The following is a 25,138-nucleotide window of genomic DNA, read 5'->3' on the forward strand; positions in this document are numbered from 1 at the left end:
TAGGGTAAGTGTATACCCTAGTGAAGTTGAACGAACATTAAAGGGTACGTTAACTATTCTATTGTACCCTCACTTTGTTTGTTTAATTGCTCGATGATTGCATTAGCAATATTCTTTGGTATTCCAAGCCTAGTTATATCGGAAATTGAAGATCGCCTAATTTCATCGATAGATTTGAAATGCCGTAGTAATAATAGACGTCTTTTTTCTCCTACGCCTGGAATTTTATCAAGTTCAGACTGAAAGACGCTTTTACCCCGTAATTGGCGATGGAAGGTTATCGCAAAACGATGTACTTCATCTTGTATTCTCTGGACAAGATAAAACTCTTGAGAATTTCTACCTAACGGAATGACTTCTGGTGGTTCTCCATATAATAGCTCACTTGTTTTATGTTTATCGTCCTTAACCAGGCCACATAATGGAATGTCTAAACCAAGCTCATTTTCAAGTACATCAAGTGCTGCACTCATCTGTCCCTTCCCTCCATCAACAATAATTAAATCAGGTAATGGTAGATTTTCTTTTAACACTCTTGTATATCGCCTGCGAACAACTTCTTGCATTGTTGCATAGTCATCGGGACCATCAACATCTCTAATTTTATATTTCCTATATTCCTTTTTATTAGCACTTCCATCAATAAATACAACCATGGCAGACACTGGATCAGTCCCTTGAATATTAGAGTTATCAAAGGCCTCGATTCGGTGCGGTGTCATGATATTCAATGATTCTCCTAACTTCTCCATTGCGATAACGGTACGTTCTTCATCTCGTTCAATAAGAGAAAACTTATCTTCCAGTGATGCTTTCGCATTTTTCATAGCTAATTCGACAAGTTCTTTTTTACGTCCTCTAAAAGGTGTATGGACATCCACTTCAAGCAATTCTTGAAGCAACTCTACATCTGTTCCGATTGGGACAAATATTTGTTTTGGTTTAAGGTGGTTTTCATGTAAGTAAAATCGACCAATAAATGTAATAAACGCTTCCTCTGCTTCACCATAAAATGGAAAAATGGAGACATCTCTCTCTATAAGTTTTCCTTGTCGCACAAAAAACACCTGGATACACATCCAGCCTTTATCATAGCTAAAGCCAAATATGTCACGATCAATTCGATCATTCAGTGTCATCTTTTGTTGTTCCATAATAATTTCCATATGTTGAATTTGATCTCTTAGTTCTTGAGCTCTTTCGAAGTTTAATTGATCACTTGCTTCTAACATTTTATTCGTTAAATCTTTCTTAATATCTTGATAGCCACCTTGTAAAAAAGATGTCATGTTTTGAACGATTTCCTTATATGCTTCTTTAGATGGAGGTGTTTCACTACAAGCAAGGCATTGCCCCATATGATAATAAAGACAGGGGCGTCCTGATGGGTTCTTACATTTTCTAAGTGGATACATTCTATCAAGCAACTTTTTAGTTTCTCTTGCTGCAATAACGTTTGGATAAGGCCCAAAATACTTTCCTTTATCTTTTTTAACCTCTCTTGTGATAAGTAATCGTGGATGTCTTTCATTTGTTATTTTTAAGTATGGGTAAGACTTATCATCCTTTAACATCACATTGTATTTAGGGTCATATTGTTTAATTAGATTCATCTCTAAAATCAGCGCTTCAATCTCAGATGAGGTAATAATGTACTCAAAATCTTCAATTTCTTGTACCAAACGCTGTGTCTTTTGATCGTGTGCTCCTGTAAAGTAAGATCGTACTCTATTCTTTAAAAGTTTTGATTTTCCTACATAAATAATTGTTCCTTGTCTGTCTTTCATTAAATAGCAACCAGGTTTCGCAGGGAGAATGGCTAACTTTTCTTTAATTATTTTATTCACTATTATTACATCCCTTTTGCTGTTTAAATAATCTACTCTAGCAATATTATAACAAAGATAATCCCCTGCTCCATAAAGAAACAAGGGATTATGATTTGTGTTTAGACATATAACTAATTTGAAAAATTTAATTAGGCATGCTTGTTAATTAAATCAACAAGTGCTTCCTTAGGCTGGAATCCTACAACTTGATCAACCACTTCGCCATCTTTGAAGAGTAATAATGTTGGTATACTCATAACACCAAATTTTCCAGCTGTTTCTTGGTTTTCGTCTACATCTAATTTTACAATCTTTACTTTATCACTTAACTCACCGTCAATTTCTTCAAGGACAGGAGCAATCATTTTACAAGGTCCACACCAAGGTGCCCAGAAGTCTGCTAAAACTAAACCTTCTGATGTTTCAGTTGTAAAGTTTTGATCTGTTACGTTTAATATTGCCATTTGCTTTCCTCCTTACACAAACATTTTTACTCAAATTGAGTATACCATTTATATAATCGGGTTACTAACAGTTTGCTTATAGGATATAAGTTTATACAAAAGACCTAATCAAACATGATTAGGCCTTTACTATACTTATTCCTTCACTTTTTTAATCTCTTCAATTAATTTTGGAACAACATCAAATAAGTCACCAACAATACCATAGTCTGCAATATTAAAAATATTAGCTTCTGGATCTTTGTTAATTGCTACAATGACCTTTGAGTTGGACATCCCAGCTAGATGCTGAATAGCTCCTGAAATCCCAACTGCAATATATAAATCTGGTGTGATAACTTTTCCAGTTTGACCAATTTGTAATGAGTAATCACAATATTCAGCGTCACAAGCACCACGTGACGCACCTACCGCACCACCTAACACATCAGCCAACTCATAAAGAGGTTCAAATCCTTCAGCACTTCTGACACCGCGTCCTCCAGCGATGACTACATTTGCTTCAGACATATCTACCCCTTCAGATGTTTTTCGGATAACATCTTTTATTACCGTTCTAATATCAGTAATGTCCATTTCCTTAGTTTGTACATCACCTGAACGTGATTCATCTTTATCTAAAGCAGGAATATTATTAGGTCGAATAGTAATAAAAGTAAACCCATCCGAAACTATCTTTTTCTCAAATGCTTTACCTGAATAAATCGGTCTTGTAAAGACAATTTGATTCCCCTCATTTTCAATATCAACTACGTCAGACACTAAGCCAGACTCTAATTTACTGGCAAGTTTCGGTGTTAAATCTTTTCCAATTGACGTGTGCCCTGCAACAATAGCGTTGGGAGACTCTTCATCAATTATTGCCATTACCGCTTGCCCATATCCCTCTGATGTATACGATTTCAAATTTTCGTGTTGTACAACAACAGCCCGGTCTGCACCGTATTGAATCATGTCGTTCGCTTGGTTTTCTAAATCTTCGTCACCTAATAAAACAGCAACAATTTCTCCTTCAGAATTTAGCTGCTTTGCAGCATTAATCGCTTCAAATGATACGTTACGTAACTCTCCATCTTTTGCTTCCCCAATGACTAATATTTTATCACTCATGACGTTTCTCCTTTCCGTCCAATAAATTAAAGTACTTTTGCTTCGTCTTTAAGTAGTGACACCAATTCTTTGACCTGATCTTCTATTTCTCCTTCTAGCACGCGACCAGCTTCTTTTTCAGGTGGCAAGAAGATTTCAACTGTTTTTGTTTTTGGTTCTAGTTCATCTTCATCTAAATCTAAATCATCTATTTCTAATTCTTCTAGAGGTTTTTTCTTCGCTTTCATAATTCCAGGTAATGATGGGTATCTTGGCTCGTTTAAACCTTGCTGACATGTGACAAGAAGTGGAAGTGATGTTTCTATTTTTTCAGCGTCTCCTTCAACATCTTTATCAATCTTAGCAGTCTCCCCATCAATTTCTAAACTAGTAATTGTTGTCACGTAAGGAATACCAAGCCTTGTAGCAAGTCTAGGTCCAACTTGGCCGCTTGCCTCATCAATCGCTACGTTTCCTGCCAATATGAGATCTGGTTCTTTATCTTCAAAAAACGCTTCCAAAATTTTTGCTGTTGTAAACTGATCTCCTTCTTCAAGATCATCTTCAGTATCAATTAACACAGCTTTATCCGCGCCCATAGCGAGGGCAGTACGTAATTGTTTCTCTGAATCTTCGTCACCGATTGTAACAACAGTGACTTCTCCACCGTGTTCATCACGTTGGTTAATAGCTTCTTCGACCGCATATTCATCATACGGGTTGATGATAAATTCAGCACTATCATCTTCAATTTCCCCATCCGAAATGACTATTTTTTCTTCAGTATCAAATGTTTTTTTCAACAATACATAAATGTCCATTTGTTTTCCTCCTTTAAAGCTCACATCTATTATTCTATTACTTATCTTTAAACTCAGGCTTTCTTTTTTCTATAAAAGCTTGCACTCCTTCTCGAGCGTCTTCTGTACCAAATACCTTGCCAAATGCTTCCGCTTCTTTTTGAATGCCTTGGCTAAATTGGCCTGTTTTTGCAAATGGAATCAACTGCATAACTTGACTAATTGCTGGTTGACTTTTTGCAGCAATTTTATTAGCTAATTTCAAAGCTTCATCAAAAACATCTTCTTCAGGTACTGCATGATTAGCCAACCCTAACGTGGCAGCCTCTTTACCAGTGATTGGTTCACCACTTAATATCATTTCGTATGCTTTATGTGTTCCTATATAATTTGGCAAACGCTGAGTGCCCGCGAATCCTGGTATAATTCCTAACGTCATTTCTGGAAGACCTAATTTAGCATCCTCAGAGACAATTCTCATGTGACAGGACATAGCAAGTTCGAGTCCTCCTCCTAGTGCTGCTCCATGAATCGCAGCAATAACCGGTTGAGAAAAATGCTCAATCCTATCAAAGAGTTTTTGGCCATGTTCAGCGAGTGATTGATAATCAGATGCATTTTGCAACGATGTGAATTCCTTTATATCAGCACCAGCTGAAAAGAATTTACCTTCACCTTTTAAAATAATCGCTTTAACTGATCCATTCTTTTCAATTTCATCTAATTTTTCTGAAAGATCATCTAACAGTATACTAGATAGCGCATTAGCAGGCGGGCTTTGAATCGTTAAAGTAGCAATTTGATTATCCAATTTTAAACTCAATGTACTCAAAAAACATCCCTCCTCGTTTACTATAATAACAGAATAAATAGATTAACACATCTTCTCTATTTATTCTGTTATATATTTTATTTGAAAGACAGGCCAGTCGTAATTAAAGTATGAACATCATCTGCTTGGGCGACGAGATCATATTTTTCTTCTTGCATAACCCAGTTAGTAACCGTTTCATCTAATGTTCCAAAAATCATTTGCCTAACTAGTGGAACTTTCAAGTTTTCACGAAAAGTTCCATCAGCCATACCTTCCTTAATAATCGAATCAATAACGGTTAAGTATGGTTTTAATACTGCATTAATTTCTCGGCGAAGCGTTAAGTTGGATTGCCTAAGCTCCAGTTGAGTCACGATTGCCAAATATCGATTAGCAGCTAATTGTCCAAAATGCATTTTTATTAATGTTAATAATTTTTCATTGGCGCTACTTCTCTTACTGATCGCAACAGCAATTTGATCAATAAATTGCCCCATTTTATCTTCAAAAACTGAAACTAAAATATCTTCCTTATTCTTAAAGTACAAATAAATAGTCCCATCTGCCACCCCAGCCTCTTTTGCAATTTTGGAGACTTGTGAAGAATGATATCCATTTTGAGCGATAACTTTTACAGCAGCATCTACAATCATTTTGTATTTTGGTTTATTCTTTTTCATATCCATCTCCCTTAACCTGACCTGTCTGAGAAAGGTGAATGAATGGTCATTCATTTATAGTTTACAAAGATTCCATCAATCTGTCAATATAAAGCTTGTATCAATTTTATGTATAGAAAAACATTGTGCTTCACAATCATTGTGAATGCTATGCCTTTCTATTATAACTATACTTCAAACTAAGAAAAATTTTATTTTTTTATTTCTTCATCGACTAGCTGTCTTCTTAAAATTTTACCAACTGCTGTTTTCGGCAGTTCATCCCGGAATTCATAAATACGTGGTACCTTAAAAGCGGCAAGATGCTTCCTGCAAAATTTATTTAATTCTTTTTCCTCTAAAGTATAACCCTCTTTTGGCACGATAAAAGCTTTCACAGTTTCACCACGATATGGATCTGGCACACCTGCAACTGCTACTTCTTGAACCCCTTCGAACTCATACAGAATTTCTTCTACCTCACGAGGGTAGATATTATATCCTCCAGCAATAATCATATCCTTACTGCGATCTACAATATAAAAATAACCTTTCTCATCCATATAGCCAAGGTCACCTGTATATAACCAGCCGTCTCTTAAAGTATTAGCTGTTTCCTCTTCATTATTCCAATAACCCTTCATGACTTGAGGGCCTTTTACAACTATTTCTCCTACTTCACCTAACTCTGCCTCTTCTTCTGTTCCAATTTTCAAAATTTTTGAATCCGTGTCTGGCCAAGGCACTCCAATACTCCCATTAACACGCTTACCCCAAACAAAATTCGCATGTGTAACAGGGGATGATTCGGTCAGCCCGTATCCTTCAACAAGTTTTCCACCTGTTACCTTTTCAAAATTCTGCTGTATTTCTACTGGCAATGGAGCTGATCCACTAATACATGCTTCAATGGATGATAAATCAAACTTATGCATATCTGGATGGTTTAATAAACCCACATAAATAGTCGGAGCACCTGGAAATAGGGTCGGTCGTTGCTTTTCAATTGTTTCTAATGTTTCCTTAGCATCAAACTTAGGCAGTAAAATTAGCTTAGAACCTAGCATAATTGATAAATTCATTAAAGTAGTCATCCCATACACGTGAAAAAGAGGTAAAACACCTAGGACAACTTCTTTACCCTCTTCTGTTTTATATATCCATTTATCACACATCTGACAGTTTGAAACTAAATTATAATGGCTGAGCATGACCCCTTTTGGATTCCCTGTGGTTCCTCCTGTATACTGTAAAAGAGCTAAGTCTTCTACAGGATCAACATCCACTCTTTTATAATTTGCGACAGCACTCTTCATTATATGCTTCCAGACATGAACATTCTCACTTTGTTCCACGTTAATAACCATATTATATTCTTTCTTCTGGATAAAAGGATAAATAAGATTTTTAGGAAAAGGTAAGTAATCTTTGATGCCAGTCACAATCACATGTTCTATCGATGTGTTATTGCGAATATTCATTATTCTAGGCACTAAAATATCAAGACACACAATATATTTTGCACCGGAGTCAATCATTTGATATTCCAACTCACGCTCGGTGTAAAGTGGATTTGTTTGAACGACAATGCCACCAGCCATTAAAGCACCATAATAACTAACAACAGCCTGGGGACAATTAGGTAACATAATGGCAATTCGATCACCTTTCTTGAGCCCTAATGATTGAAGATAATTCGCCACTTTACATGCTTCATCATAAAGTTCATCAAATGTTACTTCTTTCCCCATAAAATGAAGCGCTTTCTTTCCGCTGAATCGTTTAACCGCGTTTTCTAAGAATGAGTGCAAAGGTACACGGTCATAATCAATACTGATTGGTATCTCTTCTGGATAATTCACTTCCCACTTCATTACTTTCTCCATTGAATTTCTCCCCCTTTATTACTATATTATCTACATTATACCGATTTATTAATATTTTTCGAACCTTTTTATATATTTTTCTTAGCATTTATTATTTTAGATTAATTTAAGCCTTTAGTATGTTGTATTTTAAAAGAAATTCATCTTGTCCATGATATGCTTTAAAAAAAATAAGGTTGCCTAACTATCTATTGGCAACCGTAATTAAATCATTCCTTTATAAAATAATTAAATTAAATAAACTATCCCGACAATCGCAAATATCAAGGAAACACCGATAAGTATTTTAGCTAATTTTTCTAAAACCAATCTAGATCGCTCCTTTATATAATGTTGGCACCAACCACGTATGATAAACCGACGGAGATAATCATAGACATGAGACCAACCGCTTTATTTCCATCTCCAATTTCATCATCAATTTTCATCGTAGGTGTTAAAAACTCGAAAATCAGATAACCAGTCAGTAATAAAATAAAACCAAGGGTGCTCCAACCTATACTTTGTAACAGTGTATCATTATGTTGAAAGGAAAAACGAAATATGTTCATTATACCGAACAGCTTACCACCTGTAGCCATCGCTACTGCCAAATTACCATTTTTTATCTGTTCCCAATTTTTATAAGTAGTGACTAGTTCAAAGATAGCTAAGAATACAACTGTGGTTAAAACAGCGACACTGTATCTAGCCACAGTTTCTACTATTATATTTTCCCAAAATCCAGTCATAATTCTAACTTCCTTCCATTTATTTAAGAAGTGATTTATAAGCAATTTGATAAAATGTAATTAGATTCAAGCACATTTCACTTTAGCTCTAGAACAGTGACCCCACTCCCCCCTTCACCTTGAGAGCCAAATCGATATTCTGAAATACTTCGATGTTTTCTCGCAAAATCTTGTACGCCCTTTCGTAAGGCTCCTGTTCCTTTCCCATGTATAATATATACTTTCTGATACCCTGCAAGTAACGCGTCATCTATATATTTCTCCAGTCTTAATAAAGCATCCTCGTATCGTTCACCTCTAAGATCTAGTTCAGTTTTAACTTGGTAATTAGACCCTTTTACTGTAGCCAGCGGTTTTTCTATCGCTTTTTTGGGCGACTTGACTCCTTGTAGGTCGTTTTGTTTAACATTCACCTTCATTATTCCTACTTGTACAAGGTATTCATTATTATTTATTCTCTTTAATACATTCCCCACTTGGTTAAGAGAAAGTACTTTGACATCATCACCTGGACGAAATGTTTTGGGTGATGTTGATGGCTGTGAATCTGCCACCTGTTTATCCTTCTCGGTCAATTGAGGCTGAGCTTCTTCTAGCAATTTTTTAGCTTCAATCCATTCATGTTCTTTTAATTCTGTTTTCGTTTTCATGCTGCGTATTTCATCAACAATGAGTTCAGCTTCCTCACGCGCATTTTGTAGCGCTCTTTCAGCTTTTTCTTCTGTTTTCTTGTATAATTGCTCTTTTTGTTGTTCAAATTGATGCCACTTTTCTTGAATGTCTGTACGCAACTTTTCACTTTCGAGTAAATATTGATGAGCTTTTTCGTAATCTCGCTCTGACTGTAGCTTGGAGTCTTCAAGAGACGCAATCATGCTTTCAACGTTTTTGGAGTCCACACCAATGAGCTCTTTAGCATCTTCAATAATCCTACCGTCAAGTCCTAAACGCTTCGATATGTCAAATGCGTTGCTTCGACCTGGAACTCCAATCAATAAACGATATGTCGGCTGTAGGGTTTCGACGTTAAATTCAACTGATGCGTTAACTACTTTATCTCTATTATATCCATAAGCTTTTAATTCAGGATAGTGTGTCGTTGCAATGATTCGAGCATCTCTAGAAATGACTTCATCTAATATTGACATAGCTAAGGCGGCCCCTTCTTGTGGGTCTGTTCCAGCACCTAGCTCATCAAATAATACAAGAGATCTTTCGTTAACCTCTTCTATTATATTAACAATGGTCGTCATATGAGATGAAAAGGTACTTAAGTTTTGTTCGATTGATTGTTCATCACCAATATCGGCAAACACATGGTCAAAAACCGCTAATTCACAACCATCATAGGCTGGTACCTGAAGACCAGATTGTGCCATTAAAGTACATAGACCTATCATTTTTAAAGTAACTGTCTTTCCACCAGTATTTGGTCCGGTAATAACAATCGTAGTAAAATCTTTTCCTAGCTCCACATCATTTGCCACCACTTCATCTCTCGGGATTAACGGGTGACGAGCTTGCTGCATCTTAATGAAGCCTTCATCGTTCATTCTAGGCATAGACCCGTTCATTTGAGCGCCTAATTTTGCACGTGAAAAAATAAAATCAATCTCACCTAGAGTTAAAACATTTTCTGTTAAATATTCCTTTTTACTAGCTATTGATTCACTTAAAACACGTAATATACGTTCAATTTCTAGTTCTTCTTTAGCGACAGTCTCTTGTAATTGGTTATTAAGATCAACCACAGATTTAGGCTCTATAAACAATGTCTGTCCGGATGCAGATTGATCGTGTACAATTCCTCCGATGGACCCTCGATGTTCTTGCTTCACTGGAAGTACATAGCGATTGTTACGTATAGTTACAATTGCATCAGAAAGCATGCTGCTCTTTGACCTGATAATTTGATCTAACTTTTCTCGCACTCGCCCTTCGAATGTACGCATAGCTGAGCGAAGGCCTCGTAGTTTCTCTGAAGCACTATCTAACATTTGCCCTCGATCGTCAATACAACTTTTAATTTCTCTTTCTAGTTCTTTCAAATGACTTATTTGGTTAGCAAGGCTTCTTAAGATTGGTAATTCCTCATCTAACTTCTCTATAAAATTTTTAGTTTGTCTTCCTCCGTATATTGTGCTAGCGATGTTTAGGCACTCTTCCATTGTGAGAACACCGCCAATAACACTTCTATTGATACTTTCTCGTATATCAAAAATCCCTCCAAGAGGAATGTTTTCTTGCAAACGAACTACCGTTGCCGCCTCGTCAGTCTCATTATGTTTGTTAATAACTGCATCTAAATCGGTTAGTGGCTTGATACTAAAGGCTAAACTTTTACCAAGCGAAGTCTCGGCTTGTTTCACTAACCGATCTTTTATTTTGTTATACTCGAGTACTCGAAGAATTCTATCTTGCATCCATGCCTACTCCTTTTTAAAAAAATAATCTACCAATTACTTATTACGGTTAAAGAATGACATAAGTTTCTCTTTTGTCCAAGTATTTATTACCGTTTCTTTTTGAATCCATCCTTTTCTTGCTACACCAACACCATATTTCATGTGATTAAGCATTTTATAACTATGAGCATCTGTGTTAATAGCTAAAACCACACCTAACGCTTGTGCCTGTCGAACCCATTGTGCTGATAAGTCAAGCCGATTTGGATTAGCATTTATTTCTAATGCTGTATTTGTTTCCTTTGCTCGTTCAATAAGTTTATCTACATTAACTTTGTATCCTTCACGCCTACCTATTAAGCGTCCTGTTGGATGCGCGATTATAGAAATATACGGGTTATCTAAAGCAGCATATAACCTTTCCATGATTTGCTCTTCAGATTGATTAAAACTTGAATGGATTGCACCAATAACAAAGTCCATTTTTTTAAGAAAATTATCATTAAAATCTAGGCGTGCATCCGGTAATATATCCATTTCCACTCCTGCGAAAATATGGATATCTGGATACTTTTCGTTTAATATATCGATTTCTTCTCGTTGTTTTAGTAATCTTTTTTCATCAAGACCATTTGCAACGCGTAAGAATTTTGAATGGTCTGTGATAGCGATATATTCATATCCTATTTCTCTTGCTTTCAAAACCATTTCCTCTATTGATTGGCCTCCATCACTCCAAGTTGAGTGCATATGAAGGTCGCCCCTAATATCTTGATGTTCAAGAAGAGAGTTTTGATTATTAAAAGCTTCTACTTCTCCCGTATCTTCCCTTATTTCTGGAGGTATGAAATTTAAGTTAAAATGCTGAAAAAATTCTTCTTCAGTAGTAAAAGTTAACAGCTCACCTGATTCTTCTACTTCAATTCCATACTCATTAATTTTTTCACCACGCGACTTGGCCAGTTGTCTCATTTTCACATTATGATCTTTAGAACCTGTGAAATGATGAAGCGTTGTCGCAAACTCTTCTTCCTTAACAAGGCGAAAGTCAATATTAATGTCATAAACATCTTCGATTATAATTGATACCTTTGTTATTCCACTTGCCACAACTTCTTTAATTTGATCAATCGAAAGCAAATGATCACGCACTTTTTCAGGTTGAGAAGTTGCAATGATAAAATCGATATCTTTTATTGTTTCTCTCATTCTTCTCAAGCTTCCTGCAAGAGAATGGCGTTCAACTTCTGGTATCGTACTTAAAAATGATTCGATTTCTTCTGCAACCGGAAGCATAATAGCAATTGGAAGGCGTTCTGGTCGTTCCCCTGCTTCCCTAAGTGCATTTAATATATTTTTTGCTGATTTTTTACCAAAACCAGGAAGCTTTTCTACTTTCTCTTCAATGATTGCTTCCTTTAAGGATTCAGCATCTGTTATTCCTAACTCTTGATAAAGTTTTGATAATTTCTTCCCCCCTAAACCAGGAACATTTAACAAAGGAATTAGGCCACTCGGAACCTCCTTTTCAAGTTCGAGTAATGTTTCTGAATGCCCATTAGCTATGTAATCAACAATAACGCTATTTGTGCCTTGACCAATCCCCTTAATTTTAGTGAGCTCATCAATTTCCGCCAGCGAACGCTCATCTTTTTCAAGCGATTGTGCCGCACGGCGATAAGCGGATATTTTAAAAGGATTCTCACCCTTTAACTCCATATATATAGCAATTTTTTCAAGTAACTTAATAACATCTTTTTTATTTATCGACACATTGTTCACCTACTAATTTTATATATTATTAACTTAAAAAAACCAATTCTTTCACACTTAGGCTTTATCTCCTAATGATCAGAATCGGTCTTTTTATCTTAATTGGTTAGTATGTTACCTAGTTCCATAAACCATAACGTTCTTACCTTTTCCGATAAATATGGTGTATGTTCAATGATAAATAAAGCGATTGAGGAATCATTAATCCAACTTTGAATATTTTCCATTGGCGTGAGTGCTAAAATAAATAAAACTACGAATAATATTAAATAAATTTCCATAAAGCCTAATAATGCTCCGCCTAATTTATTAAATGATCGGAGTATTGGTAAGGAGGCAACAAAATCCAGCATCGACGCAATGATTTGAAGTAAAATTTTAACTGAGAAAAAGATAATGGCAAAAGCAATGGCATTATAAAAAGCATTTTGCATCGAGGAAGATTGAAGAAAAGCAGACCATGTACTTCCGTCCGAGAGCTCAGGATACGGAATCCATAGGGAGAGTTTTTCTGCAATCAAATCGTAGTAAAGTGCCGCCACGATGAATGCTATAATAAAGCCAATTAAATGAAAGGCTTGTAAAATAAAACCTCTCTTAAGCCCCATTAAAAAACCAAAAATTAATAAAAAAAGAATAATCATATTGACCATATGTCAGTTGTCCTCTTTCTTTTTTAAAGTTCCGAGTAAGGTTGCGTAATCCTCTTTTAATTTCATGTAATCATTCATCGTGTTTACTGCCGTTAAAACAGCTAAATCGGCCACGTCTAGATTACTATTATTTTCCTTTATTTCTCGCATTTTTTGATCAACCAAACTTGCTACGAGTTGAACATCGCTAGGAGACTCTTCTCCTACTACTGTGTAAGATCTATTATATATTTTTATTGAAACTCGTGTTTTTTCATTATGGGACACACGTATTCCTCCCGTATTATTTCATCAAAGTCTTTATTACAACATACTTTATGTAGAGTCATTTCAGACCACACTTTAAATTTATTTTAACACGAACCACCACATTAGGAAAATGTTATATATTAAGCCAAGCGTACTTTTTATTCCATGTACAGATTAATTACTTGAAAACTAAATTTTACATATTAGATATATGATGTGCAGTAACTAATGGGCTGTTTTCAATGCAAGCGTAATCATGACCGTCTGGGATCGCTCCGGGCGGATGCTTCCGCGGGCACGGCTTCAGCCTCCTTGCCCCGGCAAGGGGTATGCCGGCGTTGTCCGCAAAGGACGGTTTTAGTCGGCCTTCATTAGCTTTACCCTCTCTGCGGGGTCTTCAGACTCGTGGGACTGCACTGTCGTTCGCCCCTGCGCTCACCCAGACTATTAAAGTTATTTAATGCTATTATAAGGCAATTTTGTACAATAATATTACTCTGAAATCAGCGTAGGAAAAAATGCGGAGACTCCTGGGGCTGCAGCAAGCTTCGCCCCACCGAAAATCTTTGTGGGAGCTAATGTTTTCGGTGGGACGAGCATTTAGCGCAGTCCCAGAGGCCTAGATGAGACCCCGGAAAGCGTAGCGTTTTTTCCGTAGCGTTCGGATTATCGCTTATTTTTACAGAAGTGGTAAAGACTCTTAATCCAAACTATGTCGCAGTTTATGAATTATACGGCCTCATATACATGTTGAAATTATATCAAATTTAAAATTTCCCTTTATAAAGTAGCGATAAAATAACACACCAGGTTAAATTTGACCTGGTGTGTTATTTTATGGTCTATTCAATTTTAAGACCGTACATAAGCATCAAATTGCTCATTCACTTTTTCTATAATTTCTCGGAATGATTGATCGACTTCTTCATCTTTTAATGTCTTATGTGGATCTTGATAAATCAAATTGTAAGCAACCGATTTTTTACCATCAGGGAGGTTATCACCCATATATAAATCAAATACATGGACGTCTTTGATAACCGGAGATCCGAGTTCTTCAATCAATCGCTGTACCTCGTTAGCCGGCACGCTTTCATCTAAAACAAACGCGACATCTCGAGCAATTGCGGGATATCTTGGAATGTGTGAGAATGACGGAATATGTTCATATGCTTCAAGAACTTGTTCCATATCCAAATCAAATACATATGTTTCTTTTAAATCAAATGCCTTTTCCATCGAAGGATGCACTTGACCAATAAAACCAATCGTCGATTCATCTAATGAAATCATAGCACTTCTACCAGGATGTAAATCCGGATGTTTTAGTCGTTTATAATCAACTTCAACATCCAAATAGGAGAACAACGATTCTATAATTCCTTTAATGACATAGAAATCAACAGATTTTTTCTCTTGTTGCCATTCATGATTCATCCAATGACCCGTTATTGCACCAGATAATCGTAGCCTTTCATTCGGTTGTTTTGTTATTTTTTCTTCATCTGTTACAAAAATTGTTCCCATTTCATAAAAAGCTAAATTGGTTTGCTTTCTTGCGATATTATAAGCCATTGATTTTAACATTTCTGGCAATAAACTAAGTCGCAAATAATAATGGTCTTCTGTCATTGGTAAAGCAACCCGTGCTGGTTTCGGATTTAGGATTTTAATCTCTGGGCTAATTAGTTTATCGATGTAATCTTTATTCGTTAATGAGTACGTTATAGTTTCAGATAATCCTACACCTTGAAGGAATTGTTTAATTTTTCTTTTAAGATTTTGTCTTTCTGTAAGAGCCCCTGGTTTTGATGCTCCTTTTGGTAAAGTATATGGTAAATGATCGTAGCCATATATCCGAGCTACTTCTTCTAGCATATCTTCAAATATAGAGATATCGCCTCGACGAGTTGGAATTGATACTTCAAACTCTATATCTACTTGTTTATAATCAAAGCCTAACTTTCGTAATATATCTTCAATTTCTTTAGTAGTTAAATCTGTTCCTAATCGTTTGTTAATTTCTTTTTGGTTCATCATTACTTTTTTACTTGAACGATCGAGTTTATCAAATTCGACTGCGCCTTCTAGCACTTCACCGTCAGCATAGTCTTTGAGCATTAAACAGGCTCTTAAACCAGCTTCTTTCACACGATTAGGGTCGACCCCTTTTTCAAACCGAGTGCTTGCTTCACTTCTTAATCCTGTTTTATTAACTGTTTTCCTGACAGTGTAAGGATCAAAATAAGCCGCTTCGAGTAAAACGGTGGTTGTATTTTCATTCACCTCAGTATTCGCCCCACCCATGACACCAGCTAAGGCAATAGGTTTTTCGCCATCAGTGATTAGCAAATCTTGAGAGGTTAATGTACGTTCCACATCATCCAATGTAGTCATTTTTTCATTTTCTCGCGCTTGGCGTACTACGATTTTCTTTGAATCAAGGTGATCATAATCAAAAGCGTGTAAAGGTTGGCCATACTCAAACAGCACATAGTTCGTAATATCGACGACGTTATTAATAGGACGCACTCCAGCAGCCATGAGATAATTACGTAGCCATAGAGGAGATTGTTTTACTTGAACATCCTTAATTATAAAAGCACCATAATATGGGTTTAGTTCAGGACTTTCCACATCGACAGATATATAATTTTTCGCATGATCATTCGTTGTAGCCACTGAATAATCAGGTAAATTAACTTCTTTATCCAAAACAGCTGCTACTTCATAGGCGACCCCTAACATACTTAAACAATCAGCTCTATTTGGAGTCAAATCAAATTCTAAAACTGCATCATTTAAATTCATTAGCGGTTCAATATCTTCTCCAACGACTGTATCTTCAGGTAGGACAAAAATCCCATCTGCTACATCTTTCGGTACATATTTTTCATTAATACCAATTTCTTGTAAAGAGCATATCATACCATTTGACTCGATACCTCGTAATTTCACCTTTTTGATTTTAAAATTGCCAGGTAAAACCCCACCTGGTTTAGCAACAATTACTTTTTGACCTTGTTTAATATTGGGTGCTCCGCAAATGATTTGAAGGGTTTCTTCCCCTACATCTACTTGACAAAGATTCAATTTATCCGCATTTGGATGTTGTTCACAAGATTCAACATAACCGACGACAAGCCCTTTGCTTTCTTCGGCAATATAATGAATCCCATCGACTTCAATGCCTGATTTTGTTATTCTTTCAGCTAAATCTTCTATACTTATGCCACTTATATCCACGTAATTTTTTAACCAATTTAATGATACTAACACGTGTCTTTGCCCCCTTAAGCCTTATGGTATTGTTGTAAGAAACGAACATCATTCATATAAAATTGCCTAATATCATTAACGCCATATTTCAACATGGCAATACGGTCTGGCCCCATGCCAAATGCGAAACCAGTATAAATTTCGGGATCGTATCCAGCCATTGATAATACTTTCGGATGCACCATTCCAGCACCTAGAATTTCTATCCACCCTGTATTTTTACATACGGAACATCCTTCGCCTCGGCAGACTTTACATGAGATATCCATTTCAACAGATGGTTCAGTGAAAGGGAAGAAACTTGGACGAAGTCTAATTTCCCTATCCTCACCAAACATTTTTTTAGCAAATACATCAAGGGTTCCTTTCAAGTCACTCATACGCACATTTTTATCAACATAGAGTCCTTCAATTTGCGTAAATTGATGGGAATGCGTGGCATCATCATCGTCACGACGGTAAACAATGCCAGGGCAGATCATTCTCACAGGCTGCTGACCACCATATTTATGCATTGTTCTTGCTTGAACAGGTGATGTATGTGTTCTTAGAAGTAGATCTGGTGTTAAGTAAAAAGTATCTTGCATGTCACGTGCTGGGTGGTTTTTCGGCAAGTTTAATGCTTCGAAATTATAATAGTCCGTCTCTACCTCAGGACCTTCTCTTACCTCGTAACCCATCCCAATAAACAGATTTTCAATTTCCTCAATAATTTTAGTGAGTAAATGTGGGCCTCCTGTTTCAACAGGACGACCTGGCAAAGTGACATCAATTGATTCTGCCTCAAGCTTTTTTTCTAATGCATGTCTATCCAGTTCGTCTTTTTTACTTTCTATGGTGTGGGTGATGGATTCTCTAACCTTGTTAGCAATATCACCTATGACAGGACGTTCTTCTTTAGACAGCTTACCCATACCACGTAATACACTGGTAATTGAACCTTTCTTTCCTAAATAAGCTACTTTTAGCTCTTGTAAATGTTTGGCGCTGTCTGACTTTTTAATTTTTTCAATTGCCTCTTGATGGATGGATTGCAGTTGCTCCTTCATCTATAGTCAACCTCCTAAGTTATTCATAATCCTTCTCTCTAACTCTTTGTTTTTTTGCAATAAAAAAAAGCCCCAACCCCCAAAGGGACGAGACTAGATCGCGGTACCACCCTTGTTGATACATCAAAAATGCATCCAACTTTGTTCTTATAACGGAAGAAATCCGGAACACCTTTACTTGGAGAACCAAGGTCTAAGTGCCAGCTCCAGAGTGAAACATGAACAATGAATTGTAGTGAGATGCTCTCAGTCTATGGCAACTCTTCCCTTTTCCTCAATTTATTAAGGGTATATACTTACCGCTCTTAATATTGTCATTAGGCTCTTTCATAGCTTACACATATTTTTTTGTACGTTATTACTGATTATAATTAATTTCTTATCTATTTTCAAGGTTTAACTATTTATATAATACATGAGCACTCCGGTCGCCACACTGACATTAAGCGACTCTGCTTTACCGTGAATCGGTATATAAACTAATTCGTCTGCTAAGTTAAGTAGCGACTCTTGAATTCCGGATCCTTCATTGCCAACAATCAAAGCTATTTTTTCACTGGGATTAATGTGATTGTATATTGTTGCATTTTTAAGTGCCGAAGCCCATATGAAGTAGTCCTCCTTCTGCAAATCAGGAATAATTTCATTTAAATTTTTATGTTCAATTGATACATGAAATAGAGAGCCTTGAGTAGCCCGTATTGTTTTGTCGTTAAAAACATCTACTGTATTATCACCAAGAATAATGGAAGAGAACCCTGCTGCGTCGGCAGTACGGATAATGGTGCCCAAGTTTCCTGGTTCTTGAACCGCATCAACCAATAACACTTTTTCATTTAATGGCTTAACGTTTTTTTTCATTTTAAGTTTTGCAGCAATACCTTGAGGTGTATTTGTTTGTGCAATGTGATTAAAAACTTTTTCACCGACGCGAGTCACTGGATAGGTTTCACATGATTTAGGCAGTTCGATATTCTCTTTAATAATAACCTCCAAAATTTCCCAGTCGCTATAATGAGCTTCTTCAACTAAATGGAAACCTTCAACGAGAAACGTCTTGGACTTTTCTCTCTCTTTTCTTTTGTGTAATTTTCGCAGCTGCTTCACTTGCTCATTTTGTAGAGATGTAATCATGATTTCTTCATTCCCTAATTATCGTCTAATATTGTTTAATATACATACTCGGGTGTTAAATGGTCAAACTATACGTATTAAAGAATTACTTAGAAAGGAAGGTTATAGTGAATTTAGATTTACGTAAGGCAATTTTAACTAATATTGAATCAAACGATCAATCAGAATTAGAGGCTACCATTATTGATGCCATTCAAAATGGCGAAGAAAAAATGCTCCCTGGTCTTGGTGTTCTTTTTGAACTTATTTGGAAACAATCCGATGAACAAGATAGACAAACAATGATTAGTGCATTAGAGCAAGGCGTTAAACAGTCGTCTTGAGTTGACTGTTGTAACCTATCATAACGTAGAAAATAAAACCTGAACAATGAGTTGAATTGTTCGGGTTTTTAAATTACTTTGTTAGCATAAAAATAGCGTGTTATAGCTTTATAGCGATAGTATCAATTGCTTGTCTTTGACATCTATAATTTATTTTATCCCAAGAATTCATTATTTTTTGCTTATATTAAAATACTCCTTTAGAACTACTCATTATTCCTCCCACGTATAAAACTTCTTTTTTAAAATAAGTAATTAAGAATTAAGAACTATATTTTCACTAAAAAAAATATCAATTAGGTTTTTAGAACTAATTAATTTAATTCATTATAATTTTGAAACTTATTGACTGTCTTTATCGTAAATGGTATAAGATGTATCAGTATACTATGCACTAATATTAACGAATTATTTAAATTGAAAAGGGGTAATAAAATGAATGACACAACTGATCAACAAAGTAAAAAGTCTGGAGGTGGCTCGAAACGACTCATATCTATAATTCTAGTTGCTGTATTACTAATTGGTGGTAGTATTGCTGCTTATGCATTTATAAATAAGTCACCAAAAAACAAATACTTTTTAGCTGAAAAAAAAATCATCTGAATTTATAATGGATATAATCGATCAACGTTTTAGCCATGAGTTGGAATGGAGAAATAAAGTTGAAGAAAATCCTTCAGAATCAACGTATGTTCTTTCTGCTCAAATGAACAGTGGTCCTAGTCTTTCCACAGGTCTTTTTAGTCCAGAACAAATTGTAAATAACTCGAATCTTACTTTAACAACCACTAAGGATTTAGACAATAAAATAATGTCGACAGGATTAACAGGTAGTGTTGCTGGTGTAGAGATTGAGGGCTTTGAATACACTTTGACTGCTGAAGAATTACTGGTTGATTTACCATTTGAAGATGATTTAATTCAAATAAAAGGTCAGGATGTAGGTCAAGTACTACATTCTCTAGATCCTTATTCTGTTGATGAAGATCTTGAAGTGGATTTCAGTACTTTATTCGATTGGATGGAAGGCTACATGTCTGAAGAAGACAAGGAATATTTCAAAGAAGAATATATCAAAATGATCTATGACGAACTTCCTAACGATGCCTTTAAGACTGATAAAGAAAAAGTTACAATTGATGGAAATTCAGTGAATACAGACAAAATCACCATGCATCTATCTGAAAAGAATGTCAAGGGGTTGCTTAGTTCAGTAGCTGAAAAAATGGCAAATGATGAGCGTATTAAAGAGAAACTTGATGATTTATATAATTTGATCAACATAGGCGAGTCAGTGGATGCTACAATGAATGTAGATGAGTTTATTGGGGAGTTTGAAGAGGGCATGGAAGAGATCATTGAAGAAATCAATGAACTTTCAATCCCTGAAGGAATAACCTCTACAATTTGGGTAAAGAAAAACTTGATTGTCCAGAGAGAATTCATATTAGAAATGGGGACGTCTGATGCTGATTTAGTGTCATTCGATATTAACGGCACTCAGTTATTAACGGATAATGAACAATCATTTGAGTACGAATTTGGTGTGGAAGATGAGTTTGATCAAGAAACTGTTTTTCTTATCGGTGATTTTTCAATCAATAAAGAAAAAGCGACAGATTCTATTGAACTATCAGATGCCGACCATTCCATCCGTTATGAAGCTACTGAAAAGATAGAAGACAATAAAAAGGATTTTGACCGCTCCATCTCCTTTGATGATACAGGTATAGAGTCCAAGATACTATGGACGGGTACAGCCGATTATGATAAAGAAGAAATGAATTCAAATCATGAATTAAGTGTAGATGATGCTGATGTGGACAGCGATATGTTCAGTATCAATATTGAAAAAGAAGCTAAATTAGCAAAAGATGTTGAACAACCGACTGACAAAGATATCAAAAATCTTGGTAGCATGAGTGATACAGAATTAATGGAATACTTCCAGTACGAACTTCCTAATCAATTAGAAGAATGGCTGTATGGAAGTATGGACACAATGTGGTAGTTTATATTGGTTTCATTGTTAAGTAGAAGTATTGAATGGACGGATGCACGATGACTTTTATAAAGTTTGTTTTACTCTTTATGAAACAACATTTTACGGAACTTAGGAGGAAGTGGATATCACTTCCTCTCCTTTTGCTTTATCCTCTTTTTATTATAGCCTTGATAGCTACTATTTTCATTTTTATCTTTACACCTTCCGAAAATGATCCGATTAATATTGGTTTAATAGACCAAGATCAATCACAAGAAACCCAAATGGTCATTGAACTCATTGAAACAACTTCCCAATTTGGAGATTCAATCAATATTGTACCCATGAATGAAACAGAGGCTAATAATGAAATAAAAACAAACCAATTAAGTTCTTACATTATATTTCCGGAAGGATTTACAAATGATTTATATTCAGGAACCCCTGTAGACTTGAACATTATCGGTAATCCTGAGCAACCCGTAAAAAGCCAACTTGTTAAAGAACTTATCGAGAGTCTCACACGACATATTAGTGCTTCCCAAGCAAATATCCTTACTATTAATTATTACGCTAAGGAATTAGGAATTAACCAAAGCGCCCGTAGTGATTTGCTATTTGAACAATTTAAGGAATTTCTTTTATATACATTAAGTAAAGACAATATTTTAAATGAAAAAGAGATAGATAATATTGTTACAGCCACGCCACTGGACTATTATAGTTTAGCAAGTTGGTTTATCATTAATACAGCTTGGCTTTTATTGCTTTATTCTTTTTTTCACCAAGAAGAGACGGCCCGGATGAGACATCGTATCATGCTGTATGGAGTGACGAGACTACAACAAATTACCGCAAAAATAGTCTTATCAGTTATCGTAGGTTGCATACTTATGTCTCTGTCCCTAGTAGGGTTAGATAATATAATAAATACTAGTTTTGTCTGGCAAGACTATATGAAAATAATTAGTATTATGTTCCTTTATAGTATTACTTTTTTGTTAAGTATAGCACTTATAGAATCATTGGTTCTTTCTCAAAAATTAAGCATTGCCTTACAAATCACATTAACCATCGGGTTATTTTTGTTCTCTGGAGCAATTATTCCCACACTATACTTACCCATACCGATTGAGAATATAGCTAATTATTTATTTTCATTTCAGGCTTTCAATTGGCTCAAAGATACATTTTTTTACGGGCAAATTTTAGTGGATTATATTCCACTTAGTCTATCTGCACTGGCTATTTTATGTGCTTTAATTGGTGTGTCTTTATGGAAGGAGCGAAAATAATGAAAAATACTATATTAACTCGCTTCATCCATTTGAAAAAACATTGGTTAAGTTTCATTTTTTGGTTAATCTTACCTCTTATTGGTACAATCACTATTATTCAAATAGCAGATGAGTTAGGCGAAGATTCTAAAATCCCAGTCGGAATGGTACTTGAGGAATCCACTAGGCAGTCTTTGACACTCTATAAATCCATTCAAGACAATTCTTTGTTAGCTGTTGAAAAATTAAATGAAGACGAAGCATTAAAAAAATTAGAGAAACATGAACTTGATAGTGTCTTTATCATTAAAAAAGGCTATGAGGAATCAATTAGACAAGGTAATCGTAATCGATTAGTTACTAGTTACCATTCTAATTTATCTTTTGCTTATACTACTGTTAAAGAAATGATTGTATCACTTATCCAACAAGATACAGGGCGATCAAAAACAGCTTACATTGTAAATGATTTAAGCGAAGAGTATTACCAAAAAGACAAGTGGACTTGGGATGAAATTGTGAAAACAAGTGAAATAGTTCAAGAAGAAGAGAACCTGTTAAAAAATTCATTTTCATATAGTGATATCAATCAAACAAATGAAAGACCAACAGATGCTCTTTTGAATCCTTGGGGAATCTGGGCAGTTTTAAGTGTGTTATGTAGTCTTTTTATATTTGATTGGGTAGTTAAAGAACGTACTGCATCAACACGACAAAGGTTTTTCTTTTTGAATATTTCTCATCATAGATACTTATTAAGAAACCTAGTTATTTATACAATAATTTTATTTTTAGTAGATATTGTCTCTTTCATGATGATTAATCAAGTATACACCGCTAAAAATATAAACTTTATTTTAACCTTACTCTCTTTTAAACTCATGATTTTATTAGGTAGTTTTTTAGTAGCTCTCTGCTTTCGCAAATTGTTTAACTATTATAGTTTTTCAGTAGCACTCACTTTAATTATAGCAATCATGAGTGGGGCAATTTTCCCAATTAAAGATATAACCAGTTTTTACCAAAATTTTACCTGGTTAAATCCTTTTCATGCATTCTTAGCTGAAGAAATAACTATGATATGGACAATAATTCTAACTGCTTTTACGATTGTTTGGTATTTTAGAAAGGAGAATGACCGCAATGCTTGACGTTAGAAAAGTCTCAAAAGCCTTTGGTACCCACCAAGTCTTAAAAGAAATTTCCTTTAAAATAAATCCAGGAGAGATTATTGGTCTTGTCGGTGAGAATGGAGCTGGCAAGTCAACTTTATTAAAAATTTTAGCAACAATAGACAGACCTGACTCTGGTTCTATTTCGTTAAATAATATGGATTATATAAAAGATAACAAAACAATTAGAAAAACACTCGGATTTGTTCCTCAAGATATTGCGGTGTGGGAGGATTTTTCTGTTGAAGAAAATATGATATTTTTTGAAAAATTAGGCTGGGTAAAAAAGAGTAAAAAAATCCTTCACGAGCTTTGTTTAGATATGAAGCTCGACCGATGGAAAGAAAAAGTCAATACCTTATCGGGAGGTATGAAGCGAAAATTAAATTTAGCAATTACACTTATCCATGAACCGGGTCTTCTTCTTCTTGATGAACCTACTGTAGGTATTGATTTAAAATCAAAAAACGAAATCGGAACATATCTTAAAAATCTAGCCATAACTAAACAAACAGCGATTATTTATACGTCACATGATATGGATGAAATAAAAAAGCTTTGTGATCGGGTTTTATGTATTGGGGACGATCCCTTTTATGAAGAGATTTTAAAAGAGAATGAAAAAACAGTCATAACACTTTAAAGAGCTCGTGTTAATCTATTAAAAATCTGTGAATTAATTGCCTAAGTAGATTGCTATTTCTTATTTATATAGTAAAATTAAAAATGGAAGACTAATTTTAAATCAATCGTTATCATGCTTAATTAGGCGGTGTACATATATGGAAATTAATCAACTACAACAAATGGTTCAAAACCAAGCAATGTCTTTATTGACATCGGAAAATAATAATTCTACATATAACTCATTGCTTGGTGATATGACATTCCAACAAATGCTTCTAGAAAAAATTAATCAAGCGGGAAAACTCAACCAAACAATAAATGCTAAAAACATACCTAATACGGATTACCTTCCTGGAGTCAACACTCCCTCCATGACGGGCACAGATTCTACAACTTCTCTAAGGGGAACAGATAATATTAACACTCACATAGCAAACGCAGCCAAAACATATGGTGTTGATGAAAAGTTGATCCATTCTGTTATAAAAATGGAATCCAATTATAATCCTCAAGCAAGAAGTCATGCTGGGGCACAAGGATTGATGCAGTTAATGCCACAAACTGCGATAGGATTAGGAATTAATAATCCATATGATATCGCACAAAACATTAACGGGGGAACAAAATACTTAAGCCAAATGTTAAAGAAATATAATGGAAATACATCACTTGCTCTTGCCGCCTATAATGCAGGACCAGGCAATGTTGATAAACATCAAGGTATCCCTCCATTTAAAGAAACCCAAAACTATGTTAAAAATGTTTTAAATCAATATTATGCATAGATTACCTTCTAAAAAACAGCTTACCACTATTTTGTAAACTGGACCCTAGATAATAGACACTGATAAAAAACAGTCAGTCGCCCTCTATTATCTAGGGTTTTTTTATCGTACAATAAAATAAAATGATGAGGTGTGAATGATGGGTGTCAATTA

22 protein-coding genes are annotated in these 25,138 nt (G+C 35.2%); 7 read left to right on the forward strand and 15 right to left on the reverse strand.

Annotated elements, in window-relative coordinates:
- Positions 1-53: 53 nt before the first annotated feature.
- The 15 genes from uvrC to KQI49_RS06960 all read right to left on the reverse strand — a co-directional run bounded on the left by uvrC (position 54) and on the right by KQI49_RS06960 (position 18,814).
- Positions 54-1,847 (reverse strand): excinuclease ABC subunit UvrC, encoded by a 1,794-nt coding sequence (uvrC, locus tag KQI49_RS06890; protein ID WP_216487628.1) that lies wholly within the window; start codon positions 1,845-1,847, stop codon positions 54-56.
- A 131-nt stretch (positions 1,848-1,978) separates the two neighbouring features.
- A complete protein-coding gene (trxA, locus tag KQI49_RS06895; protein ID WP_216487629.1) occupies positions 1,979-2,293 on the reverse strand; it encodes a thioredoxin in 315 nt (104 codons plus the stop codon).
- Positions 2,294-2,428: 135 nt separating this feature from the next.
- Positions 2,429-3,403 (reverse strand): electron transfer flavoprotein subunit alpha/FixB family protein, encoded by a 975-nt coding sequence (locus KQI49_RS06900; RefSeq protein WP_216487630.1) that lies wholly within the window; start codon positions 3,401-3,403, stop codon positions 2,429-2,431.
- 26 nt (positions 3,404-3,429) lie between these two features.
- Entirely contained in the window at positions 3,430-4,203 is a 774-nt protein-coding gene (locus KQI49_RS06905) for an electron transfer flavoprotein subunit beta/FixA family protein (protein ID WP_216487631.1), read from the reverse strand.
- Between the two features lie 37 nt (positions 4,204-4,240).
- A complete protein-coding gene (locus tag KQI49_RS06910; RefSeq protein WP_216487632.1) occupies positions 4,241-5,014 on the reverse strand; it encodes an enoyl-CoA hydratase in 774 nt (257 codons plus the stop codon).
- Between the two features lie 77 nt (positions 5,015-5,091).
- Positions 5,092-5,676, reverse strand: coding sequence for a fatty acid metabolism transcriptional regulator FadR (locus KQI49_RS06915; RefSeq protein WP_216487633.1), 585 nt, complete (start codon positions 5,674-5,676; stop codon positions 5,092-5,094).
- A 191-nt stretch (positions 5,677-5,867) separates the two neighbouring features.
- Complete coding sequence (locus KQI49_RS06920; RefSeq protein WP_216487634.1) at positions 5,868-7,541, reverse strand: long-chain-fatty-acid--CoA ligase; 1,674 nt, start codon at positions 7,539-7,541, stop codon at positions 5,868-5,870.
- A gap of 323 nt (positions 7,542-7,864) precedes the next feature.
- Positions 7,865-8,272, reverse strand: coding sequence for a DUF350 domain-containing protein (locus KQI49_RS06925; protein WP_216487635.1), 408 nt, complete (start codon positions 8,270-8,272; stop codon positions 7,865-7,867).
- A 77-nt stretch (positions 8,273-8,349) separates the two neighbouring features.
- Positions 8,350-10,695, reverse strand: coding sequence for an endonuclease MutS2 (locus KQI49_RS06930; RefSeq protein WP_216487636.1), 2,346 nt, complete (start codon positions 10,693-10,695; stop codon positions 8,350-8,352).
- Positions 10,696-10,731: 36 nt separating this feature from the next.
- Entirely contained in the window at positions 10,732-12,450 is a 1,719-nt protein-coding gene (gene polX / locus KQI49_RS06935) for a DNA polymerase/3'-5' exonuclease PolX (protein WP_216487637.1), read from the reverse strand.
- 98 nt (positions 12,451-12,548) lie between these two features.
- Positions 12,549-13,103, reverse strand: a complete 555-nt coding sequence (locus tag KQI49_RS06940) for a CvpA family protein (RefSeq protein ID WP_216487638.1) — start codon at positions 13,101-13,103, stop codon at positions 12,549-12,551.
- 3 nt (positions 13,104-13,106) lie between these two features.
- Positions 13,107-13,370 carry a cell division protein ZapA gene (zapA, locus tag KQI49_RS06945; protein WP_216487639.1) on the reverse strand — a complete coding sequence of 88 codons (264 nt, stop codon included), beginning with the start codon at positions 13,368-13,370 and terminating at the stop codon, positions 13,107-13,109.
- Positions 13,371-14,204: 834 nt separating this feature from the next.
- Positions 14,205-16,631: a phenylalanine--tRNA ligase subunit beta gene (gene pheT, locus KQI49_RS06950; RefSeq protein WP_216487640.1), complete on the reverse strand. Its 2,427-nt coding sequence runs from the start codon at positions 16,629-16,631 to the stop codon at positions 14,205-14,207.
- 14 nt (positions 16,632-16,645) lie between these two features.
- Positions 16,646-17,680 carry a phenylalanine--tRNA ligase subunit alpha gene (gene pheS / locus KQI49_RS06955; protein ID WP_216487641.1) on the reverse strand — a complete coding sequence of 345 codons (1,035 nt, stop codon included), beginning with the start codon at positions 17,678-17,680 and terminating at the stop codon, positions 16,646-16,648.
- Positions 17,681-18,076: 396 nt separating this feature from the next.
- Positions 18,077-18,814 (reverse strand): TrmH family RNA methyltransferase, encoded by a 738-nt coding sequence (locus KQI49_RS06960; protein ID WP_216487642.1) that lies wholly within the window; start codon positions 18,812-18,814, stop codon positions 18,077-18,079.
- A 107-nt stretch (positions 18,815-18,921) separates the two neighbouring features.
- Here KQI49_RS06960 and sspI point away from each other — a divergent pair, with 107 nt between their 5' ends.
- The 7 genes from sspI (at position 18,922) to KQI49_RS06995 (ending at position 24,985) form a co-directional block, all read left to right on the forward strand.
- The gene (gene sspI, locus KQI49_RS06965) at positions 18,922-19,137 is read left to right on the forward strand and encodes a small acid-soluble spore protein SspI (RefSeq protein WP_216487643.1); all 216 of its coding nucleotides are present in this window, start codon (positions 18,922-18,924) and stop codon (positions 19,135-19,137) included.
- Positions 19,138-19,572: 435 nt separating this feature from the next.
- Entirely contained in the window at positions 19,573-19,743 is a 171-nt protein-coding gene (locus KQI49_RS06970; RefSeq protein WP_216487644.1) for a flagellar basal body-associated FliL family protein, read from the forward strand.
- A 7-nt stretch (positions 19,744-19,750) separates the two neighbouring features.
- A complete protein-coding gene (locus tag KQI49_RS06975) occupies positions 19,751-21,151 on the forward strand; it encodes a DUF6583 family protein (RefSeq protein ID WP_216487645.1) in 1,401 nt (466 codons plus the stop codon).
- 50 nt (positions 21,152-21,201) lie between these two features.
- The gene (locus tag KQI49_RS06980; RefSeq protein ID WP_216487646.1) at positions 21,202-22,419 is read left to right on the forward strand and encodes an ABC transporter permease; all 1,218 of its coding nucleotides are present in this window, start codon (positions 21,202-21,204) and stop codon (positions 22,417-22,419) included.
- Positions 22,419-23,552 carry an ABC transporter permease gene (locus KQI49_RS06985; RefSeq protein WP_216487647.1) on the forward strand — a complete coding sequence of 378 codons (1,134 nt, stop codon included), beginning with the start codon at positions 22,419-22,421 and terminating at the stop codon, positions 23,550-23,552. The genes KQI49_RS06980 and KQI49_RS06985 overlap by 1 nt, the downstream gene beginning before the upstream one ends.
- A complete protein-coding gene (locus KQI49_RS06990) occupies positions 23,545-24,216 on the forward strand; it encodes an ABC transporter ATP-binding protein (protein ID WP_216487648.1) in 672 nt (223 codons plus the stop codon). The genes KQI49_RS06985 and KQI49_RS06990 overlap by 8 nt, the downstream gene beginning before the upstream one ends.
- Before the next feature lie 139 nt (positions 24,217-24,355).
- On the forward strand, positions 24,356-24,985 hold the full coding sequence (locus KQI49_RS06995) for a lytic transglycosylase domain-containing protein (protein WP_216487649.1): 630 nt from the start codon (positions 24,356-24,358) through the stop codon (positions 24,983-24,985).
- Positions 24,986-25,138: the final 153 nt, after the last annotated feature.

Source organism: Virgibacillus sp. MSJ-26, from assembly GCF_018918075.1.
Taxonomy (GTDB): Bacteria; Bacillota; Bacilli; order Bacillales; family Amphibacillaceae; genus MSJ-26.

Excerpts from the sequence above, each read along its gene's own strand:
- KQI49_RS06905 (WP_216487631.1), bottom strand. The coding sequence starts at position 4,203 with ATGGACATTTATGTATTGTTGAAAAAAACATTTGATACTGAAGAAAAA.
- KQI49_RS06900 (WP_216487630.1), bottom strand. The coding sequence starts at position 3,403 with ATGAGTGATAAAATATTAGTCATTGGGGAAGCAAAAGATGGAGAGTTA.
- KQI49_RS06915 (WP_216487633.1), bottom strand. The coding sequence starts at position 5,676 with ATGAAAAAGAATAAACCAAAATACAAAATGATTGTAGATGCTGCTGTA.
- KQI49_RS06925 (WP_216487635.1), bottom strand. The coding sequence starts at position 8,272 with ATGACTGGATTTTGGGAAAATATAATAGTAGAAACTGTGGCTAGATAC.
- KQI49_RS06960 (WP_216487642.1), bottom strand. The coding sequence starts at position 18,814 with ATGATTACATCTCTACAAAATGAGCAAGTGAAGCAGCTGCGAAAATTA.
- KQI49_RS06920 (WP_216487634.1), bottom strand. The coding sequence starts at position 7,541 with ATGGAGAAAGTAATGAAGTGGGAAGTGAATTATCCAGAAGAGATACCA.
- KQI49_RS06970 (WP_216487644.1), top strand. The coding sequence starts at position 19,573 with ATGAATGACACAACTGATCAACAAAGTAAAAAGTCTGGAGGTGGCTCG.
- KQI49_RS06930 (WP_216487636.1), bottom strand. The coding sequence starts at position 10,695 with ATGCAAGATAGAATTCTTCGAGTACTCGAGTATAACAAAATAAAAGAT.
- pheS (WP_216487641.1), bottom strand. The coding sequence starts at position 17,680 with ATGAAGGAGCAACTGCAATCCATCCATCAAGAGGCAATTGAAAAAATT.
- KQI49_RS06995 (WP_216487649.1), top strand. The coding sequence starts at position 24,356 with ATGGAAATTAATCAACTACAACAAATGGTTCAAAACCAAGCAATGTCT.
- KQI49_RS06940 (WP_216487638.1), bottom strand. The coding sequence starts at position 13,103 with ATGGTCAATATGATTATTCTTTTTTTATTAATTTTTGGTTTTTTAATG.
- trxA (WP_216487629.1), bottom strand. The coding sequence starts at position 2,293 with ATGGCAATATTAAACGTAACAGATCAAAACTTTACAACTGAAACATCA.
- KQI49_RS06980 (WP_216487646.1), top strand. The coding sequence starts at position 21,202 with ATGACTTTTATAAAGTTTGTTTTACTCTTTATGAAACAACATTTTACG.
- KQI49_RS06990 (WP_216487648.1), top strand. The coding sequence starts at position 23,545 with ATGCTTGACGTTAGAAAAGTCTCAAAAGCCTTTGGTACCCACCAAGTC.
- KQI49_RS06975 (WP_216487645.1), top strand. The coding sequence starts at position 19,751 with ATGGATATAATCGATCAACGTTTTAGCCATGAGTTGGAATGGAGAAAT.
- KQI49_RS06985 (WP_216487647.1), top strand. The coding sequence starts at position 22,419 with ATGAAAAATACTATATTAACTCGCTTCATCCATTTGAAAAAACATTGG.